Here is a 15,253-nt window from a genome sequence, read left to right as displayed (position 1 = left end):
CCGTACGCGTGGAACGGTTCACCCGACGCCGAGCTTCTCCAGGATCAGCTCCCGTACCCGCGCCGCGTCCGCCTGCCCGCGCGTGGCCTTCATGACGGCGCCGACCAGCGCGCCCGCGGCCGCGACCTTGCCGCCGCGGATCTTGTCCGCGATGGCGGCGTTCGAGGCGATCGCCTCGTCCACGGCCGCGCCGAGCGCGCCCTCGTCGGAGACCACCTTGAGCCCGCGCTGCTCCACGACCGCGTCGGGCCCGCCCTCGCCGGCCAGGACGCCCTCGATGACCTGCCGGGCCAGCTTGTCGTTGAGGTCGCCGGCCGCGACGAGCTCGGCTACCCGGGCGACCTGCTCGGGAGTGATCGGCAGCTCCTCCAGCGGGGTCGCCGACTCGTTGGCGTGCCGGGCCAGCTCGCCCATCCACCACTTACGGGCCTGGTCGGCCGGGGCGCCCGCGTCGATCGTGGCGACGATCGCGCCGATCGCGCCCGCGTTCAGGATGGACTGCATGTCGTGCTCGGACAGCCCCCACTCCTCGCGCAGCCGGTTGCGGCGGACGCGGGGCAGCTCGGGCAGCGCGGCCCGCAGCTCCTCGACCCACTGCCGGGAAGGAGCGACGGGCACGAGGTCGGGCTCGGGGAAGTACCGGTAGTCCTCGGCCTCCTCCTTGACCCGCCCGGAGGTGGTGGACCCGTCCTCCTCGTGGAAGTGCCGGGTCTCCTGCACGATCGTGCCGCCCGAGTTCAGCACCGCGGCGTGGCGCTGGACCTCGAAACGCACGGCGCGCTCGACACTGCGCAGCGAGTTGACGTTCTTCGTCTCGGAGCGGGTGCCGAACTCCTCCCGGCCGTGCGGGCGCAGCGAGAGGTTGACGTCACACCGCATCTGGCCCATCTCCATGCGGGCCTCGGAGACCTGGAGCGCCTTGATCAGCTCGCGCAGCTCGGCGACGTACGCCTTCGCGACCTCGGGAGCGCGCCCGCCCGCGCCCACGATGGGCTTGGTGACGATCTCGATCAGCGGGATACCGGCGCGGTTGTAGTCCAGCAGTGAGTGGGACGCGCCGTGGATGCGCCCCGTGGCCCCGCCGACGTGGGTCGACTTGCCGGTGTCCTCCTCCATGTGCGCGCGCTCGATCTCGACCCGGAAGATCTCGCCGTCCGCCAGCTGTACGTCCAGGTAGCCGTTGTAGGCGATCGGCTCGTCGTACTGCGAGGTCTGGAAGTTCTTCGGCATGTCCGGATAGAAGTAGTTCTTCCGGGCGAAGCGGCACCAGTCGGCGATCTCGCAGTTGAGCGCGAGGCCGATCTTGACGGCGGACTCGACACCCGTCGCGTTGACCACCGGCAGCGAGCCGGGCAGGCCCAGGCAGGTCGGGCACGTCTGCGAGTTGGGCGCGGCGCCCAGCTCGGTCGAGCAGCCGCAGAACATCTTGGTCTTGGTGCCGAGCTCGACATGGACCTCCAGGCCCATGACGGGGTCGTAGGTGGCCAGCGCGTCCTCGTACGACACCAGGTCAATGACGGTCACAGGTACTTCTTCCTCTTCAATGCTTCATCGGTGTCGGCCAGCCAACGCTGGTAGGACGACAGCTTTCCGAGTACGGAGAGATCCACTTCGTCGGCGAGGCGGGTGAAGTAGTCGCCGGGGTCGGACCGCCGGGCCTTCTTGAGCACGTTCGCCAGTACGCGCTTGGGGTGGGTCGGGTGGCCGGGAGTGGGGTTTCCCTGTTCGCAGTCGGCCGGCTGGAGATGCGGATGCTCCGTCAGGTCGGCCGCGGGCTGCACCCGCACCAGGGCGTCCCGGTCCGCCAGTACCCAGGACTCCGTCATCGCCTTCGGCCCGAGGACCACGGGCACGGCCGCCTGCTTCGGCAGACCGGCCAGCGCGTCCAGCAGGACGAGTGCGTCGGGGACTTCCTTGTGGTCCCGGTGGACGAACAGGACGTCGCAGCGGGCCGCCAGCTCCGTGGCCGCCGCCAGCAGGGACTTCGGCTCCGCCGTGCTGTAGGCGGTGCCGGTCTCGCACGGGGCGAGCACCTCGGTGGTCTTCAGCGCCCGGGCACGCAACGTCTCCTCCAACTGGCGGATGATCAGTCGCTCCAGGAAGAGCAGGTCGCTGGGGCCTTCGACCAGGAGCCCGGCCCTGAGCAGTCGTACGCGGCTCACGCGATCACCTGCCCCATGGACTCCAGCAGTCGCTTCACCTGCTCGGCCGTGACCGTCTCGCCCGGCTCTTCGTCGGCCCGGGGCTCACGGACGGGGCGGGCCCGGGTGACCGTGGAGATCCCGGCTCTCGCCGGATCCACGCGGGACGCCTGTTCCAGGAAGACCAGACTGCCCGTCGGATCGTCGTACAGGGCGGAGAGCAGGACGGGAGAGTGCGTGGTCGCGATCAACTGGCGGAAACCCGGCACCTGACGAGCCCGGTCGACAAGGTCCGGAAAGTCATCGACGTCTCTGCGTAGCCGCCTCACCAGTTCGGCGATCCGGGTCGGATGCAGTCCGTTCTCGATTTCTTCCACCGCCAGCAGGCCTGCCCGTCGGTCGTCGTACCAGGCAGCCAGCAGGGCAAGTACGCGCATCGTGCCGTCGGACAGCATGGGCGGGGACGTCCAGCCGGTGTGCCGAAACCGTACATCGAAGTCGTACTCGCCACGGCGGTGGTCGAAGACCGGTCTGATCGCTGACGCCTCGGGGATGAGGGCGGCCAGATCGGCCTCCATGTCGCGCAGTTCCCCGGAACCGAGCCGCTGGAGCACGGCTGACAGGTTGCTGCCATCGGCCAAGAGCGTCAATTCGTCACTGCCGCCGAACGGCCTGCGCATGGCGGCGGGGTCAAGGGCGATCCGCTCCCAGGTCGCGGTCTCGCTCGCCAGAACCCCGAGGAGTTCCCGGGCGCCCTCCGACCTGGGTCCGCCCGGTGCCGCATCACTGCCGCGAAGCTGCGCCCAGTCGGTTCCGTTACGGTCCAGGAACGCCTTCCGGGCGGCAGCGACAGCCGCACGCAACTGCACCGGGAGCCCCAGCCGGTCCATCCACTCCGTATGTACGAGGCTGCTCACCCATACCCGTCCACCGCGCCAAGCGACCCGCACCGGGTCCGGCGGCGTGCCATCGCGCCCGATCCCCAGTCGTACGACCAGCGGTAGTGGTCCGTGTGTCGAGGGCACGAGCATACCGATCTTGATCGTCAGCTCGGATGCCGTGCAGGCGTCACCGTGCCCGTCTGCGTGGTGGAACAGATCGCGCGCGGCGAGCCGGGGGTTGGCACCACTGAGGGCACCCTGGAGGCCCATGGTGACCGTGCGCCGGACGAAGTCCAGAGCGTCCAGGAGGTTCGACTTGCCCGCCCCGTTGACCCCCATGAGGACGGTGCAGGGCCGTACGTCCATGGCGAAGCCCACGAACGACTTGAAGCCGTCGATCTCGATGCGGGTGATCACTGTGTCACCTCCTTCCGTGACGCGGTGCGGTGATGCGCGGACGCGCTGACGCGCCCGGTCGCCGGGGCCGCCGGGAGACCGCCGACGAGGGCGGTCTCCCGGCGGGCTCCGCTCAGCCCAGCAGCACGTCGTCGTCGCCCAGCCGCTTCAGCTCGCGTACGAGCAGTGCCAGCGACGTGACGACGGCGACGGCGGAGACCGCGGCGTCCACCAGCCGCAGGGTGTCGTTCTCCTTGCGGGCGGTCTTGAGTTGCTTGGCGACTCCGAACGCGCCGAACGCGGTGGTGCCGATCGACAGGTACGTGCCGGCCTTGGACTTCTTGAAGCCCTTCGCCTTCTCCATAGCGCTCACAGTGACGGTGCCTCCTCCAAAAGCGGGTGCCCCCACCTTTCCACGAAGGCCGCTTCGACGGCGGCACCGACCTTGTACAGGCGGTCGTCCTTCATGGCCGGGGCGATGATCTGGAGTCCGACCGGCAGGCCGTCCTCCGGCGCGAGGCCGCAGGGCAGCGACATGGCGGCGTTGCCGGCCAGGTTGGTCGGGATGGTGCACAGGTCCGCGAGGTACATCGCCATCGGGTCGTCGGCGCGCTCGCCGATGGGGAAGGCGGTGGTCGGGGTCGTCGGGGAGACGATCACGTCGACCTGCTCGAAGGACTTCTCGAAATCCCGCTTGATGAGCGTGCGGACCTTCTGCGCCGAGCCGTAGTACGCGTCGTAGTAGCCGGAGCTGAGCGCGTACGTCCCGAGCATCACGCGGCGCTTGACCTCGTCGCCGAATCCCGCCTCGCGGGTCAGGGCCGTGACGTCCTCGGCGGAGTGCGAACCGTCGTCGCCGACGCGCAGTCCGTAGCGCATGGCGTCGAAGCGGGCCAGGTTCGAGGAGCACTCGGACGGCGCGATCAGGTAGTACGCCGCGAGGGCCAGGTCGAAGGACGGGCAGTCCAGCTCGACCACCTCGGCGCCGAGCTCCTTGAGGAGCTCCACGGACTCGTCGAAGCGCTGGACGACGCCGGCCTGGTAGCCCTCGCCGCGGAACTGCCTCACGACGCCGACGCGCATCCCGGCCACCGAGCCGTTGCGGGCGGCCTCGACCACCGGCGGGACCGGGGCGTCGATGGACGTCGAGTCGAGCGGGTCGTGTCCGGCGATCACCTCGTGCAGCAGGGCCGCGTCCAGGACCGTACGGGCGCAGGGGCCGCCCTGGTCGAGGGAGGAGGAGAAGGCCACCATGCCGTACCGGGACACCCCGCCGTACGTCGGCTTGACGCCGACCGTGCCGGTGACGGCGGCGGGCTGGCGGATGGAGCCGCCGGTGTCCGTGCCGATGGCCAGGGGCGCCTGGTACGAGGCGAGGGAGGCGGACGAGCCACCGCCGGAGCCGCCGGGGATCCGGGTCAGGTCCCAGGGGTTGCCGGTGGGGCCGTACGCGCTGTTCTCCGTGGAGGAGCCCATGGCGAACTCGTCCATGTTGGTCTTGCCGAGGATGACGACGCCCGCGTCCTTGAGCCTCTTGGTGAGCGTCGCGTCATAGGGCGGCAGCCAGCCTTCGAGGATCTTGGAACCGACGGTCGTCGGTACGCCCTCGGTGGTGAAGATGTCCTTGAGCGCGAGCGGCACACCGGCCAGCGGGCCGAGCTTCTCGCCCGCCGCGCGCTTGGCGTCCACGGCGCGGGCCTGCGCGAGCGCGCCCTCGCGGTCGACGTGGAGGAAGGCGTGGACCTTCTCGTCCACGGCCTCGATCCGGGCGAGGTGGGCCTCGGTGACCTGGACGGCCGTGAGCTCGCCCGAGGCGATCTTCTCGGCGATCTCGGCGGCGGTGAGCCTGACGCAGCTCTCGATGGTGTTGATGTCCGTCATGACGGTCAGTCCTCCCCCAGGATCTGCGGCACCTTGAAACGCTGCTGCTCCTGGGCAGGGGCACCGGAGAGCGCCTGCTCCGGGGTGAGCGACGGACGGACCTCGTCCGCGCGCATGACATTGGTCAGCGGCAGCGGGTGGGAGGTCGGCGGGACGTCTTGGTCGGCGACCTCGGATACGCGGGCGACCGCGCCGATGATGTCGTCGAGCTGACCGGCGAAGTGATCGAGCTCTTCGTCCTTCAGCTCCAGACGCGCCAGCCGGGCGAGGTGGGCGACCTCCTCGCGCGTGATGCCAGGCATGCAGCGATCCTCAGGGGTGAGTGTGTTGGTTTTGGCCCAATCCTATGGGGCCGGACCCCCTCCTCACGAAACGGTTGCCCCGGCCTCCCGCTCGCGCGGGGATCGGAGCGCTCGGCCGGGCGGTCCGGGCCGGGTCGCGGGGCGTGTGGGCGACGGGTCGCGGTCACGGAGCGGCCGACGCTCGCCCCGGGCGTCCGGCCGCCCGGCCGCACCCGGCGCGAGCCGTACGCCCCGCGACCGCCGGCTACTGCACGACCTGGCCCGACTGTTCCCGCTGCTCCCTCTGTTCCCGCGCCGCGCGGGCGGCACGGGCCTCACGGGCCGCTTCCAGCTCCGCCGGGCGCTGCCAGCCGTGCTCCCCCCTGGCGCGCAGCCAGGCCGTCGTCTCGTTCGGCGGCATCGCGGCGGCGACCAGCCAGCCCTGCACCGCGTCGCAGCCCAGGGCCCGCAGCCGCTCCCACGTCTCGTCGTCCTCGACACCCTCCGCGACCACCAGCAGACCGAGCGAGTGCGCCAGGTCGACGGTGCAGCGGACGATCTCCGCGTCCTCGGTGTCCACCGCGAGCCGGGCGACGAACGAGCGGTCGATCTTCAGCTCGCTGACCGGCAGGCGGCGCAGGTGCACCAGCGAGGAGTAGCCCGTACCGAAGTCGTCCAGGGACATCTTCACCCCGTGGCCGGTCAGGCCCGCGAGGGTGTCGGCGGCCCGCTGCGGGTCCTCCAGCAGGACGTGTTCCGTTATCTCCAGCTGCAGCGAGCCGGCCGGCACACCGTGACGTGCCAGCCGGGCGGCGACCGCGCCCGCGAACCCGGGGGTGTGGACGTCGCGCGGCGAGACGTTGACCGCGACGGGCACCATCAGCTGCTGGGCCCGCCAGCGGGCCACCTGGGCCAGCGCCGTCTCCAGCACGTACTCCGTCAGGTGGGGCATCAGGCCCGAGGACTCGGCGATCGCGATGAACTCGTCGGGCGGGACCCGGCCGCGCTCGGGGTGCACCCAGCGCACCAGCGCCTCCAGACCGGCCACCTGACCGTCGAAGCGGACCTTCGGCTGGTAGTGCAGTTCCACCTCGCCCGCGTCCAGGGCGCGCCGCAGGTCGCCCAGCAGGCCGAGGCGGTCCGGGGTGTTGGAGTCCCGCTTGGACTCGTAGACCTCGACGCCCGTCCGGTCCCGCTTGGCCTGGTACATCGCGACGTCCGCGCGCCGCAGCAGCCCCTCGGCGTCCAGCGCGTGCTCCGGGTAGACGGCGACACCGGCGCTCGCCTCCAGGACGAGCGTGAGGCCGTCCAGGTCCAGCGGCGAGGAGAGCTGGCCCACCAAATGGCGGGCCACCCGCTGGGCGCTGGTCGCCGAGTCACACGTCGGGAGCAGTACGGCGAACTCGTCGCCGCCGAGCCGGGCCGCCTCCGCCCCGCGCGGCAGGGCCAGCCGCAGCCGCTCGGCTATCTGCAACAGCAGCCGGTCCCCCGCGAGGTGGCCCAGCGTGTCATTGACCGAGCGGAAGCGGTCGAGGTCGATCAGGACCAGGGCGGACCGGGCGCCGAGGCCCTCCGCGTCCTCCAGCGCCGACCAGGTGCGCTCCAGCAGCCACTGCCGGTTGGGCAGTTTGGTCAGCGGATCGCGCAGCTGCTCCTCGGCGCGTGCGCGGGCGATCCGCAGGGTCGAGTCGAGGGCGATCAGCGGAATGGCGAACAGGGGCAGCAGGACCGGTACGGACATGGCGACCACGCAGATCAGCGGTGCGATGCCGAGTAAGGCGACCGCCACGAGCCCCTGCCGGTACAGGGCCGTGCGGGCGACCTTGGGCAGCCCGCCGCCCTGCGGTGTCAGCGCGTACCACAGCAGCAGCCGGGAGACGGCGAGATGGCCGCCGGCCGCCAGGACGATGTCCGGGACGCTCGCGATGCCCCAGTCGAGCGGCTGCCACGGCCGCTCGACACTGGGCGTCTCCCCGAACGCCGCGAGGACGAGCGCGGCGGCGCCGATGCCCAGCATGTCGGCGGCGCCGTTCACCACGCCCTGCCACCAGCGGTTGCGGCGGGCGGCGCCGACCACCCCCAGGACGGCCAGGCTGACCAGCAGGGCCGGCACCCAGCCGTACAGCAGCAGCACGGCGAGGGTGAGGGCCGCGCCCGACCCCGTGCCGCCCCACCAGCGGTCGCGCCCGGTGGCGACCAGATGGCCGACGATGACACCGGCCAGCACCGCCAGGGCCCAGCCCGCCGTGCCGCCGGGGAAGAACGGGCGGCCCTCCTGGACCGTACGGACGAGCCCGGTCACCAGCAGGACCGCGGCGAGTCCCACCACCAGTACGGGGGGCCTGGTCACCGCGGCCGCGATCCCCGCGAAGCCGCGCGGGGGTGAGACCGGGGCAGCGCTCTCGGTCGGTTTCATTCCCGTCCCTCTCACAGCCGGCGTAGCCGATGCCAGGTGATGGCACGTCGTCACCGCGCGATGGCGTTCGTTGCCATGCGACGGCGGTCGTTGCCATGTGATGGCACGTCGTCATGTCCTGACGGCCGAGCATGACGACCGATCGCGGACCATGCAGCCGTGCACGACAGACGCACATCCCCACAGTAGGCTGCCGAACGCGTCGACGGGCAGCGCTCTACAGCTGTTGCCCGAATGCGCCCTGCCCATCCTCAACCATCTGGTATGCGCCGAACGGGTGAGCTGTGCGGCGCGAATTCGACGATCCCCTCCCCTATTCCTCGGGCGTCAGTGCGACCTCGCGCGCCGCGTCGATGCCTTGTTCGAGCAGTGTGGTGAAGCCCTGTTCGTCCAGCACAGGCACCTTCAACTGCATCGCCTTGTCGTGCTTCGAACCCGGGTTCTCCCCGACCACCACGAAGGCGGTCTTCTTGGAGACGGACCCGGTCACCTTGGCGCCCTGTGCCTGGAGCGCCTCTTTCGCGCCATCTCTCGTGTACCGCTCGAGGGTGCCGGTGACCACCACGGTCAGTCCCGCGAGTGGCCGGTCTCCGACGTCCTCACCCGCGCCCTCGTCCTCCATACGGACCCCGGCCGCCCGCCACTTGCGCAGGATCTCGCGGTGCCAGTCCACTTCGAACCACTGCTTGACCGAGGCGGCGATGATGCCGCCCACCCCGTCGACCGCGGCCAGTTCCTCCTCCGTGGCCTGCTCGATCCGGTCGACCGAGCGGAATTCCCTGGCGAGCGCCTCGGCCGCGACCGGGCCCACATGACGGATGGAGAGCCCTGCGATGATCCGGGCCAGCGGGCGCTGTTTGGCCTCCGCGATGTGTTCCAGCATCGCCAGCGCGTTCTTCCGCGGCTCGCCCTCCTGGTTGGCGAAGACCGTGGCGATCTTCTCCTCGCCGGTCTCCGGGTCCCGCTTGGGCAGCCCGCTGTCGGAGTCCAGGACATACGCCCTGATGGGCAGCAGCCGCTCGATGGTCAGGTCGAACAGATCCCCCTCGTCCACCAGCGGCGGTGTCTTCGGCTCCAGGGGCTTGGTCAGGGCGGCGGCGGCCACATAGCCGAAATTCTCGATGTCCAGGCACTTGCGGCCCGCCAGGTAGAACAGCCGCTCCCGCAACTGCGCCGGACACGTGCGCGCGTTGGGGCAGCGGAGGTCGACATCGCCCTCCTTCATCGCGCGCAGTGGCGTGCCGCACTCGGGGCACTCGGCCGGCATCTCGAACTCGTACGCGTCCTCGGGCCGCAGGTCGACGACCGGGCCGAGGATCTCCGGGATCACATCGCCCGCCTTGCGCAGCACGACGGTGTCACCGATCCACACACCCTTGGCCTTCACCACGTCCTGGTTGTGGAGCGTGGCGAACTCGACCTCGGAGCCGGCCACCACGACCGGCTCGACCTGGGCGTACGGCGTCACACGCCCCGTACGGCCCACGCCCACCCGGATGTTCACCAGCTTCGTGTTGACCTCCTCCGGCGCGTACTTCCAGGCGATCGCCCAGCGCGGGGCCCGGGAGGTGGAGCCCAGTCGGCCCTGGAGCGGGATCTCGTCGAGCTTGACGACCACACCGTCGATCTCGTGCTCGACGGAGTGGCGGTTCTCGCCGTAGTACGCGATGAACTCACGCACACCGTCGATGCCTTCGACCACCCTGTTGTGCCGGGCGGTGGGCAGGCCCCATTCGCGCAGCAGATCGTACGCGTGCGAGAGGCAGTCGATGTCAAGGCCCTCGCGCGCCCCGATGCCGTGCACCACCATGTGGAGCGGGCGGGTGGCCGTGACCTTGGGGTCCTTCTGGCGCAGGGAACCCGCCGCCGCGTTGCGCGGATTGGCGAACGGCTTGTCGCCCGCCTCCACCAGCCGGGCGTTCAGCTCCTGGAAGCCCTCCATCGGGAAGTAGACCTCCCCCCGGATCTCCACCAGGTCCGGGACCCGGTCGCCCTTCAGCCGGTTCGGGATGTCCGCGATCGTCCGCACGTTGGGCGTGATGTCCTCGCCGGTGCGGCCGTCCCCGCGGGTGGCGGCGCGGGTCAGCCTGCCGTGCTCGTAGGTGAGGTTGACGGCGAGTCCGTCGACCTTCAGCTCGCACAGGAAGTGGTACCCGGGCGTGCCCACCTCCCTGGCGACCCGGTCGGCCCAGGCCGCCAGCTCCTCGTCGTCGAACGCGTTGTCGAGCGACAGCATCCGCTCACGGTGCTGGACCGCCGTGAACTCCGTCTCGTACGCCCGCGCCACCTGCTGGGTCGGTGAATCCGGCGTGCGCAGCTCCGGATACTCCTCCTCCAGCGCCTCCAACGACCGCAGCAGCCGGTCGAACTCGCCGTCACTGATGACGGGCTGGTCCTTCACGTAGTACCTGAAGCGGTGCTCCTCGATCTGCTCGGCGAGCTGGGTATGCCGCTCGCGCGCCTCCGAGGGCACCGCTGTCCGCTGTTCGCCGGCCACCGTCCACGTCCTTCCGCTCCACCAGGGACCGTCACCGGTCCACTGCCGCCTCGTCCGGCCGCCGGTCGCCCGGGGCCGGTCACTCAGGGTTGTCCGCGAGGGATCTCGCGGCCCTGACGCAGTGCGCCTGCGCGGCACGGGCGTACGCGGGGGAGGCCCCCGCCAGCCCGCACACCGGGGTGAGCACCACGGACTCCGCCAGAGTCCCCGGATTCAGCCCCAGCCTGCGCCACAGCGTCCTGACACCCATGACGCTACCGGCAGGGTCGGACAACGGGCCGTCCGTGCCGGGCACGATTCCGGCGAACAGTTTCGTACCGCCTTCAACCGCCTCACCGATCGCCTCGTCGTCACGTTCCGTGAGCAGCCCCGCATCGAACGAAACGGCCGCCGCGCCCGCCCGGCGCAACAGGGCGAACGGCACGTCGGGCGCGCAGGAGTGCACCACGGTCGCACCGGTGCGAGCGATCCCGGCCGCTCGGCCCGTGACGCCGACGTCCATGCCGGCGCCGACGACCGCCAGCACCTCGCGCAGCGCCCCCTCCACCACCTGCCGGTCCACCGCCCGGTGGGTGCGGTAGCCGCTGGCGGTCCTGACCTGTCCGCGCAGGACGGCGGTCAGGGACGGCTCGTCCAGCTGGAGCACCGGTACCGCCCCGGGCACCCGCCGCCGCACCTCCGCGAGGTGCGCGCCCACGCCCTCCACCAGCGAGGCGGTCAGATCCCGACACGCCCCGGGGTCGCTCAGCGCCGCCTCGCCGTTCTTCAGCTCCAGCGCGGCCGCCAGCGTCCACGGGCCGGTGACCTGCACCTTCAGCGGACCCTCGTAGCCTTGCGTGAACTCCTCCAGCGCGTCGAGGTCCTCCCCCAGCCAGGACCGCGCCCGCCGGGTGTCCCGGCCGGGCCGGTCACTGATCCGCCAGCCACTGGGCTCGACGTGCGCGTAGACCTCGACGAGGAGGCCCGCGGTACGCCCGATCATGTCGGCGCCGGGGCCGCGCGCGGGCAGTTCCGCCAGGTAGGGGAAGCGCTCGAAGGTGCCGGTGACGGTCTTGGCGCTCTCGCGCGCGTCGCCGCCCGGCATCGAGCCGACGCCGGTGGCGGAACCCCAGGGCACGGTGCGGGGACCAGCCGCGGAGACCGCGGGGGCGACGGAGGTCTCGGGGGCTCCGGCGGAGCCGGCGCGGGTGCCGGCCGGAGTACGGGGGCCGCTCATCGGCCCGGCCGTACGGTCAGGTCGTCGATCTGCGCGTCGCGCGGCAGATCGAGCGCCGCGAGCACGGCCGTCGCCACCGATTCGGGGTCGATCCACCGGGACGCGTCGTACTCCTTGCCCTCCTGCTGGTGCACCTTGGCCTGCATCGGGCTCGCCGTACGGCCGGGATAGACGGAGGTCACGCGCACGCCGTTGGGCTTCTCCTCCTGGCGCAGCGCGTCCGCCAGGGCCTTCAGGCCGTGCTTGGACGCCGCGTAGGCGCTCCATCCGGAGTGCGCGTACAGCCCGGCGCCGGAGTTGACGAACACCACCTGGCCCTGGGAGACCCTCAACTGCGGCAGGACGAGCCGGGTCAGCTCGGCCGGGGCGATCAGGTTCACGTCGAGCTGGGCGCGCCAGGTCCTGGTGGTCAGCTCCCCGACCGCCCCCAGGTCGACCACGCCCGCGATGTGCAGGACCGAGTCGAGCCGGTCGGGCAGCGACTGGTGGGACAGCGCCCAGGAGAGCCGGTCGGGGTTGGCGAGGTCGCCGACGAGGGTACGGGCGCTGGGGAAGACGGCGGCGAGTTCCTTCGCGCGGCCGGCGTCGCGCGCGAGCAGCAACAGGCCGTCGCCGCGCGCGTGCAGCCGGCGCGCGACGGCGGCGCCGATGCCCGAACCGGCTCCGGTGATGAGGTGGGTAGGGGTAGCCATGCGGTCATGGTCGCATCACCCCGGCGTGGTCACCGAACACCCACCGACTCTTCGAGGTAGGCGAGGACGCCGACCCCGTCCTCGGCGAAGAAGACCAGGTCGGTGACGGGCATCGGCAGGAACCCCTCCTCCTCCATCCGCAGGAACTGTTCCTTGAGCCCGTCGTAGAAACCGGCCGTGTTGAGCAGGACGACGGGCTTGGTGTGCAGGGAGTGCTTCTTCAGCTCCAGGATCTCGGTGGCCTCGTCCAGCGTGCCCGTGCCACCGACCATGACCACGACGGCGTCGGCCCGGGAGAGCAGCAGCGCCTTGCGCTCGGCGAGGTCCTTGGCGACCAGCATCTCGTCGGCGTCCGGCCGCGCCACGTCCCGGAGGAAGTCCACCGACACCCCGACCAGCCGCCCGCCGGCCTTCTGGACCTCGTCGGCGACGACTTTCATCAGGCCGCTGTCGGAGCCGCCCCAGACGAGGGTGTGGCCGCCCTTGCCGATGAGCTCGGCGAATTCGCGGGCGGGGCGGGTGTAGCGCTCGTCGAGGTCGGCGGCGGAGAGGAAGACGCAGATATTCATGGGGCAACGGTACGCACCGCGCGGGCGCGGGCAGCAGGCGCCGGCGGGGCGGCCTGTCGGCGTGGGGCGGTACGTTCGGTAGGTGTGGCCGCGTGCCGGGAAGAGGACACGGCCCGTCGGTGCTGAAGAGTGTGGGCCCGTGGCCCGGGAGACAGGGCCCGAAAGCCACCCCACCTCCCCCGGAAACCGGAAAGGGACGAGCGACGATGACCGAAGGACACCGCATCACGGTCGAGCAGGGCACCGAGCACGTACGCGTCGTACGCGACGGCCAGGTGCTGGCGGACAGCCGCGGCCCGCTGCTCCTGCGCGAGACGGGCTGCCCCGTGCGCTACTACCTCCCGCCCGAGGACGTACGTACCGAGCTGCTGATCCCCTCCGACACGAGCACCCACTGCCCCTTCAAGGGCGACGCCTCCTACTGGTCGCTGCCCGACGCCCCGGATCTCGTGTGGGCCTACACCGAGCCGAGGACGGAAGTCGCCGAGATCAAGGGGCACTTCTGTTTCTACGACACGGAGGTCGTCGACGACTGACAGCGGTGATGTCCGGGGGACGCCACGGCGATCCGGAAGACTTCCCCGCCGGAGCGATGAGTTGAGGCGCCCGCGCCGGTCCGTCTCTGTATGGACAACATGTGCGCGGTGCGGTCGGAGTCGCAGTCGAAGTCGTCGAAGGTGACATCACGGGACGGCACGCCGATCGCCTACCGGCGGTCGGGCCGGGGGCGCCCGGTGATCGTGGTGGGCGGTGCGTTCAGCACCGCCGAGTCGTCGGCCACCCTGGCCGGGCTGCTCGGCCGGCGCTTCGACGTCATCACGTACGACCGGCGCGGGCGCGGCGCCAGCGGTGACACCGCGCCGTACGCGGTGGAGCGGGAGATCGAGGACCTGGCGGCGCTGATCGCCGAGGCGGGCGGCGCGGCGTCGGTGTGCGGCGTCTCGTCGGGCGCGGCCCTGGCCCTGGAGGCGGCGGCCGCGGGCCTCCCGATCAGCCAGCTCGCCGTGTACGAACCGCCGTACGGGTCCGACGCCGCGGACCTGAGGGCGGCCGGGGCGTACAGGGAGCGCCTGGCAGCGTTGCTGGCGGCGGGCCGCAGGGGGGACGCGGTCGAACTGTTCCTGTCCCGGGCGGGCACCCCGCCCGGGACGATCGCCGCGATGCAGCAGGCGCCGGTGTGGCACGCCATGACGGCCCTGGCACACACCCTCGCGTACGACGACGCGGTGATGGGGACGGGCCTGGTCCCCACGGAACGGTTACGGGTGACCCGTACCCGGGCGATGGTCATCGAGGGCGGATGCAGCCCCGCGCCCCTGCGCTCGGCGGCGAAGGCGGTGGCGGAGGCACTCCCGCGTGGCCGTCACCGCACCCTGACGGGCCAGACGCACGAGGTGGCACCGCAGGTGCTGGCGCCGGTGCTGGAGGATTTCTTCGCGGCGTGAGGCACGGGCCGGGAAAGCCGAGAACGGCAGCGGGGGCGGCACACCGCGCAGCCCCGCGTCGCGGGCCGCGCTCGCGCGTTCACGCGCGGACGCCCCCGCGCCACACACCGGGTTCCGCGTCGGCGAACCTGCGCTCACGCGCGTCGGCGTCCGGCAGAGCGAGACGCACCTGCCTTCGGAAGGCGGACCCGTGCCCGGCCACCCGCAGGTGACACAGCTCATGCACGAGAACCAACTCCACCAAGGACGGTGGCAACTGCATGAGCGCCCAGTGCACGTGGATGGAGGAGTCCCGCCCGCGGGCTCCCCAACGACCTCCGAGATCGCCAACTCCAACAACACCCGGCGTCACCCCGATGCGGGACGCGAGGGAAGGCGCCCGAGCGGACAGCCAGCGGCTGCCGCACGCCGTGTACCACTCGACGATACGGCGCGCGCCCTCGCCCGGGGTGCTCGGACTGGGCAGCTCCAGCCATCCTCGGTACAGGCGCACGCGCCGCACGTCGTCGGCCGGCACGAGGCGCAGACGGTGACGCCGCCCCAGATAGGCGAACCCGGTCCCGCCCACGAGTTCTTTCACCGGCTCGGCCGGACGTTCCCGGCGCGACCGGACTTCCCTGGCCAGCCTCGGCAGCCTCGACCGTACGGCCCCGGCGACTGCCGCCGGGTCGGCATCCGCCGGTACGGCGAACAGCACACCGCCGTCGGGCGTCACCTCGATGCCCAGAGTGCGTCTGCGAGGCCGTACGACGACCTCCCAGAGCCAGTCCCCGGGAACGGGGAGGGCCGCGATGGCCTGCTCGACGGAAGTGCTCACCCGGCATTCCTACCACTCGCC

At 71.5% G+C, this 15,253-nt stretch carries 14 protein-coding genes; 2 read left to right on the top strand and 12 right to left on the bottom strand.

The genetic code is table 11. The features are described from left to right. Window positions 1–18 precede the first annotated feature (18 nt). The 11 genes from gatB to ACU6P3_RS24690 form a co-directional block, all read right to left on the bottom strand. Entirely contained in the window at window positions 19–1,524 is a 1,506-nt protein-coding gene (gene gatB / locus ACU6P3_RS24740) for an Asp-tRNA(Asn)/Glu-tRNA(Gln) amidotransferase subunit GatB (RefSeq protein WP_447194172.1), read from the bottom strand. Next, window positions 1,521–2,162 carry a hypothetical protein gene (locus ACU6P3_RS24735; protein ID WP_447194171.1) on the bottom strand — a complete coding sequence of 214 codons (642 nt, stop codon included), beginning with the start codon at window positions 2,160–2,162 and terminating at the stop codon, window positions 1,521–1,523. Before ACU6P3_RS24735 ends, gatB begins: the two co-directional genes overlap by 4 nt. Beyond that, entirely contained in the window at window positions 2,159–3,439 is a 1,281-nt protein-coding gene (locus tag ACU6P3_RS24730; protein WP_447194170.1) for an AAA family ATPase, read from the bottom strand. Before ACU6P3_RS24730 ends, ACU6P3_RS24735 begins: the two co-directional genes overlap by 4 nt. A gap of 112 nt (window positions 3,440–3,551) precedes the next feature. Then, window positions 3,552–3,791 carry a hypothetical protein gene (locus tag ACU6P3_RS24725; RefSeq protein ID WP_344282766.1) on the bottom strand — a complete coding sequence of 80 codons (240 nt, stop codon included), beginning with the start codon at window positions 3,789–3,791 and terminating at the stop codon, window positions 3,552–3,554. Then, window positions 3,788–5,299, bottom strand: coding sequence for an Asp-tRNA(Asn)/Glu-tRNA(Gln) amidotransferase subunit GatA (gatA, locus tag ACU6P3_RS24720; protein WP_447194169.1), 1,512 nt, complete (start codon window positions 5,297–5,299; stop codon window positions 3,788–3,790). Before gatA ends, ACU6P3_RS24725 begins: the two co-directional genes overlap by 4 nt. 5 nt (window positions 5,300–5,304) lie before the next feature. Further along, the gene (gene gatC / locus ACU6P3_RS24715; protein WP_016642027.1) at window positions 5,305–5,601 is read right to left on the bottom strand and encodes an Asp-tRNA(Asn)/Glu-tRNA(Gln) amidotransferase subunit GatC; all 297 of its coding nucleotides are present in this window, start codon (window positions 5,599–5,601) and stop codon (window positions 5,305–5,307) included. Window positions 5,602–5,845: 244 nt separating this feature from the next. Next, window positions 5,846–7,996: a putative bifunctional diguanylate cyclase/phosphodiesterase gene (locus tag ACU6P3_RS24710; RefSeq protein ID WP_447194168.1), complete on the bottom strand. Its 2,151-nt coding sequence runs from the start codon at window positions 7,994–7,996 to the stop codon at window positions 5,846–5,848. A gap of 313 nt (window positions 7,997–8,309) precedes the next feature. Continuing rightward, window positions 8,310–10,493, bottom strand: a complete 2,184-nt coding sequence (gene ligA / locus ACU6P3_RS24705) for an NAD-dependent DNA ligase LigA (protein ID WP_447194167.1) — start codon at window positions 10,491–10,493, stop codon at window positions 8,310–8,312. A gap of 79 nt (window positions 10,494–10,572) precedes the next feature. Next, on the bottom strand, window positions 10,573–11,577 hold the full coding sequence (locus ACU6P3_RS24700) for a methionine synthase (RefSeq protein ID WP_447198060.1): 1,005 nt from the start codon (window positions 11,575–11,577) through the stop codon (window positions 10,573–10,575). Window positions 11,578–11,705: 128 nt separating this feature from the next. Next, window positions 11,706–12,401 (bottom strand): SDR family oxidoreductase, encoded by a 696-nt coding sequence (locus ACU6P3_RS24695; RefSeq protein ID WP_447194166.1) that lies wholly within the window; start codon window positions 12,399–12,401, stop codon window positions 11,706–11,708. Between the two features lie 29 nt (window positions 12,402–12,430). Beyond that, window positions 12,431–12,970 carry an LOG family protein gene (locus tag ACU6P3_RS24690; RefSeq protein ID WP_447194165.1) on the bottom strand — a complete coding sequence of 180 codons (540 nt, stop codon included), beginning with the start codon at window positions 12,968–12,970 and terminating at the stop codon, window positions 12,431–12,433. 206 nt (window positions 12,971–13,176) lie between these two features. On the opposite strand from ACU6P3_RS24690, the gene ACU6P3_RS24685 reads away from it, so the two are divergent. Then, window positions 13,177–13,506: a DUF427 domain-containing protein gene (locus ACU6P3_RS24685; protein WP_447194164.1), complete on the top strand. Its 330-nt coding sequence runs from the start codon at window positions 13,177–13,179 to the stop codon at window positions 13,504–13,506. Between the two features lie 108 nt (window positions 13,507–13,614). Continuing rightward, window positions 13,615–14,415, top strand: coding sequence for an alpha/beta fold hydrolase (locus ACU6P3_RS24680; RefSeq protein ID WP_447194163.1), 801 nt, complete (start codon window positions 13,615–13,617; stop codon window positions 14,413–14,415). Window positions 14,416–14,494: 79 nt separating this feature from the next. Here ACU6P3_RS24680 and ACU6P3_RS24675 read toward each other — a convergent pair whose 3' ends face one another. Further along, window positions 14,495–15,232, bottom strand: a complete 738-nt coding sequence (locus ACU6P3_RS24675; protein WP_447194162.1) for a M48 family metallopeptidase — start codon at window positions 15,230–15,232, stop codon at window positions 14,495–14,497. Window positions 15,233–15,253: the final 21 nt, after the last annotated feature.

The organism is Streptomyces hebeiensis, assembly GCF_052983195.1.
The sequence above is the reverse complement of the archived record's forward strand: the minus strand, read 5'-3'. Positions and strand labels throughout refer to the sequence as shown.

What these genes read in the sequence shown, in the direction of transcription:
- gatA (WP_447194169.1), bottom strand. Translation starts at nt 5,299, where the DNA reads ATGACGGACATCAACACCATCGAGAGCTGCGTCAGGCTCACCGCCGCC.
- gatC (WP_016642027.1), bottom strand. Translation starts at nt 5,601, where the DNA reads ATGCCTGGCATCACGCGCGAGGAGGTCGCCCACCTCGCCCGGCTGGCG.
- ACU6P3_RS24710 (WP_447194168.1), bottom strand. Translation starts at nt 7,996, where the DNA reads ATGAAACCGACCGAGAGCGCTGCCCCGGTCTCACCCCCGCGCGGCTTC.
- ACU6P3_RS24700 (WP_447198060.1), bottom strand. Translation starts at nt 11,577, where the DNA reads ATGCCGGGCGGCGACGCGCGCGAGAGCGCCAAGACCGTCACCGGCACC.
- ACU6P3_RS24695 (WP_447194166.1), bottom strand. Translation starts at nt 12,401, where the DNA reads ATGGCTACCCCTACCCACCTCATCACCGGAGCCGGTTCGGGCATCGGC.
- ACU6P3_RS24690 (WP_447194165.1), bottom strand. Translation starts at nt 12,970, where the DNA reads ATGAATATCTGCGTCTTCCTCTCCGCCGCCGACCTCGACGAGCGCTAC.
- ACU6P3_RS24685 (WP_447194164.1), top strand. Translation starts at nt 13,177, where the DNA reads ATGACCGAAGGACACCGCATCACGGTCGAGCAGGGCACCGAGCACGTA.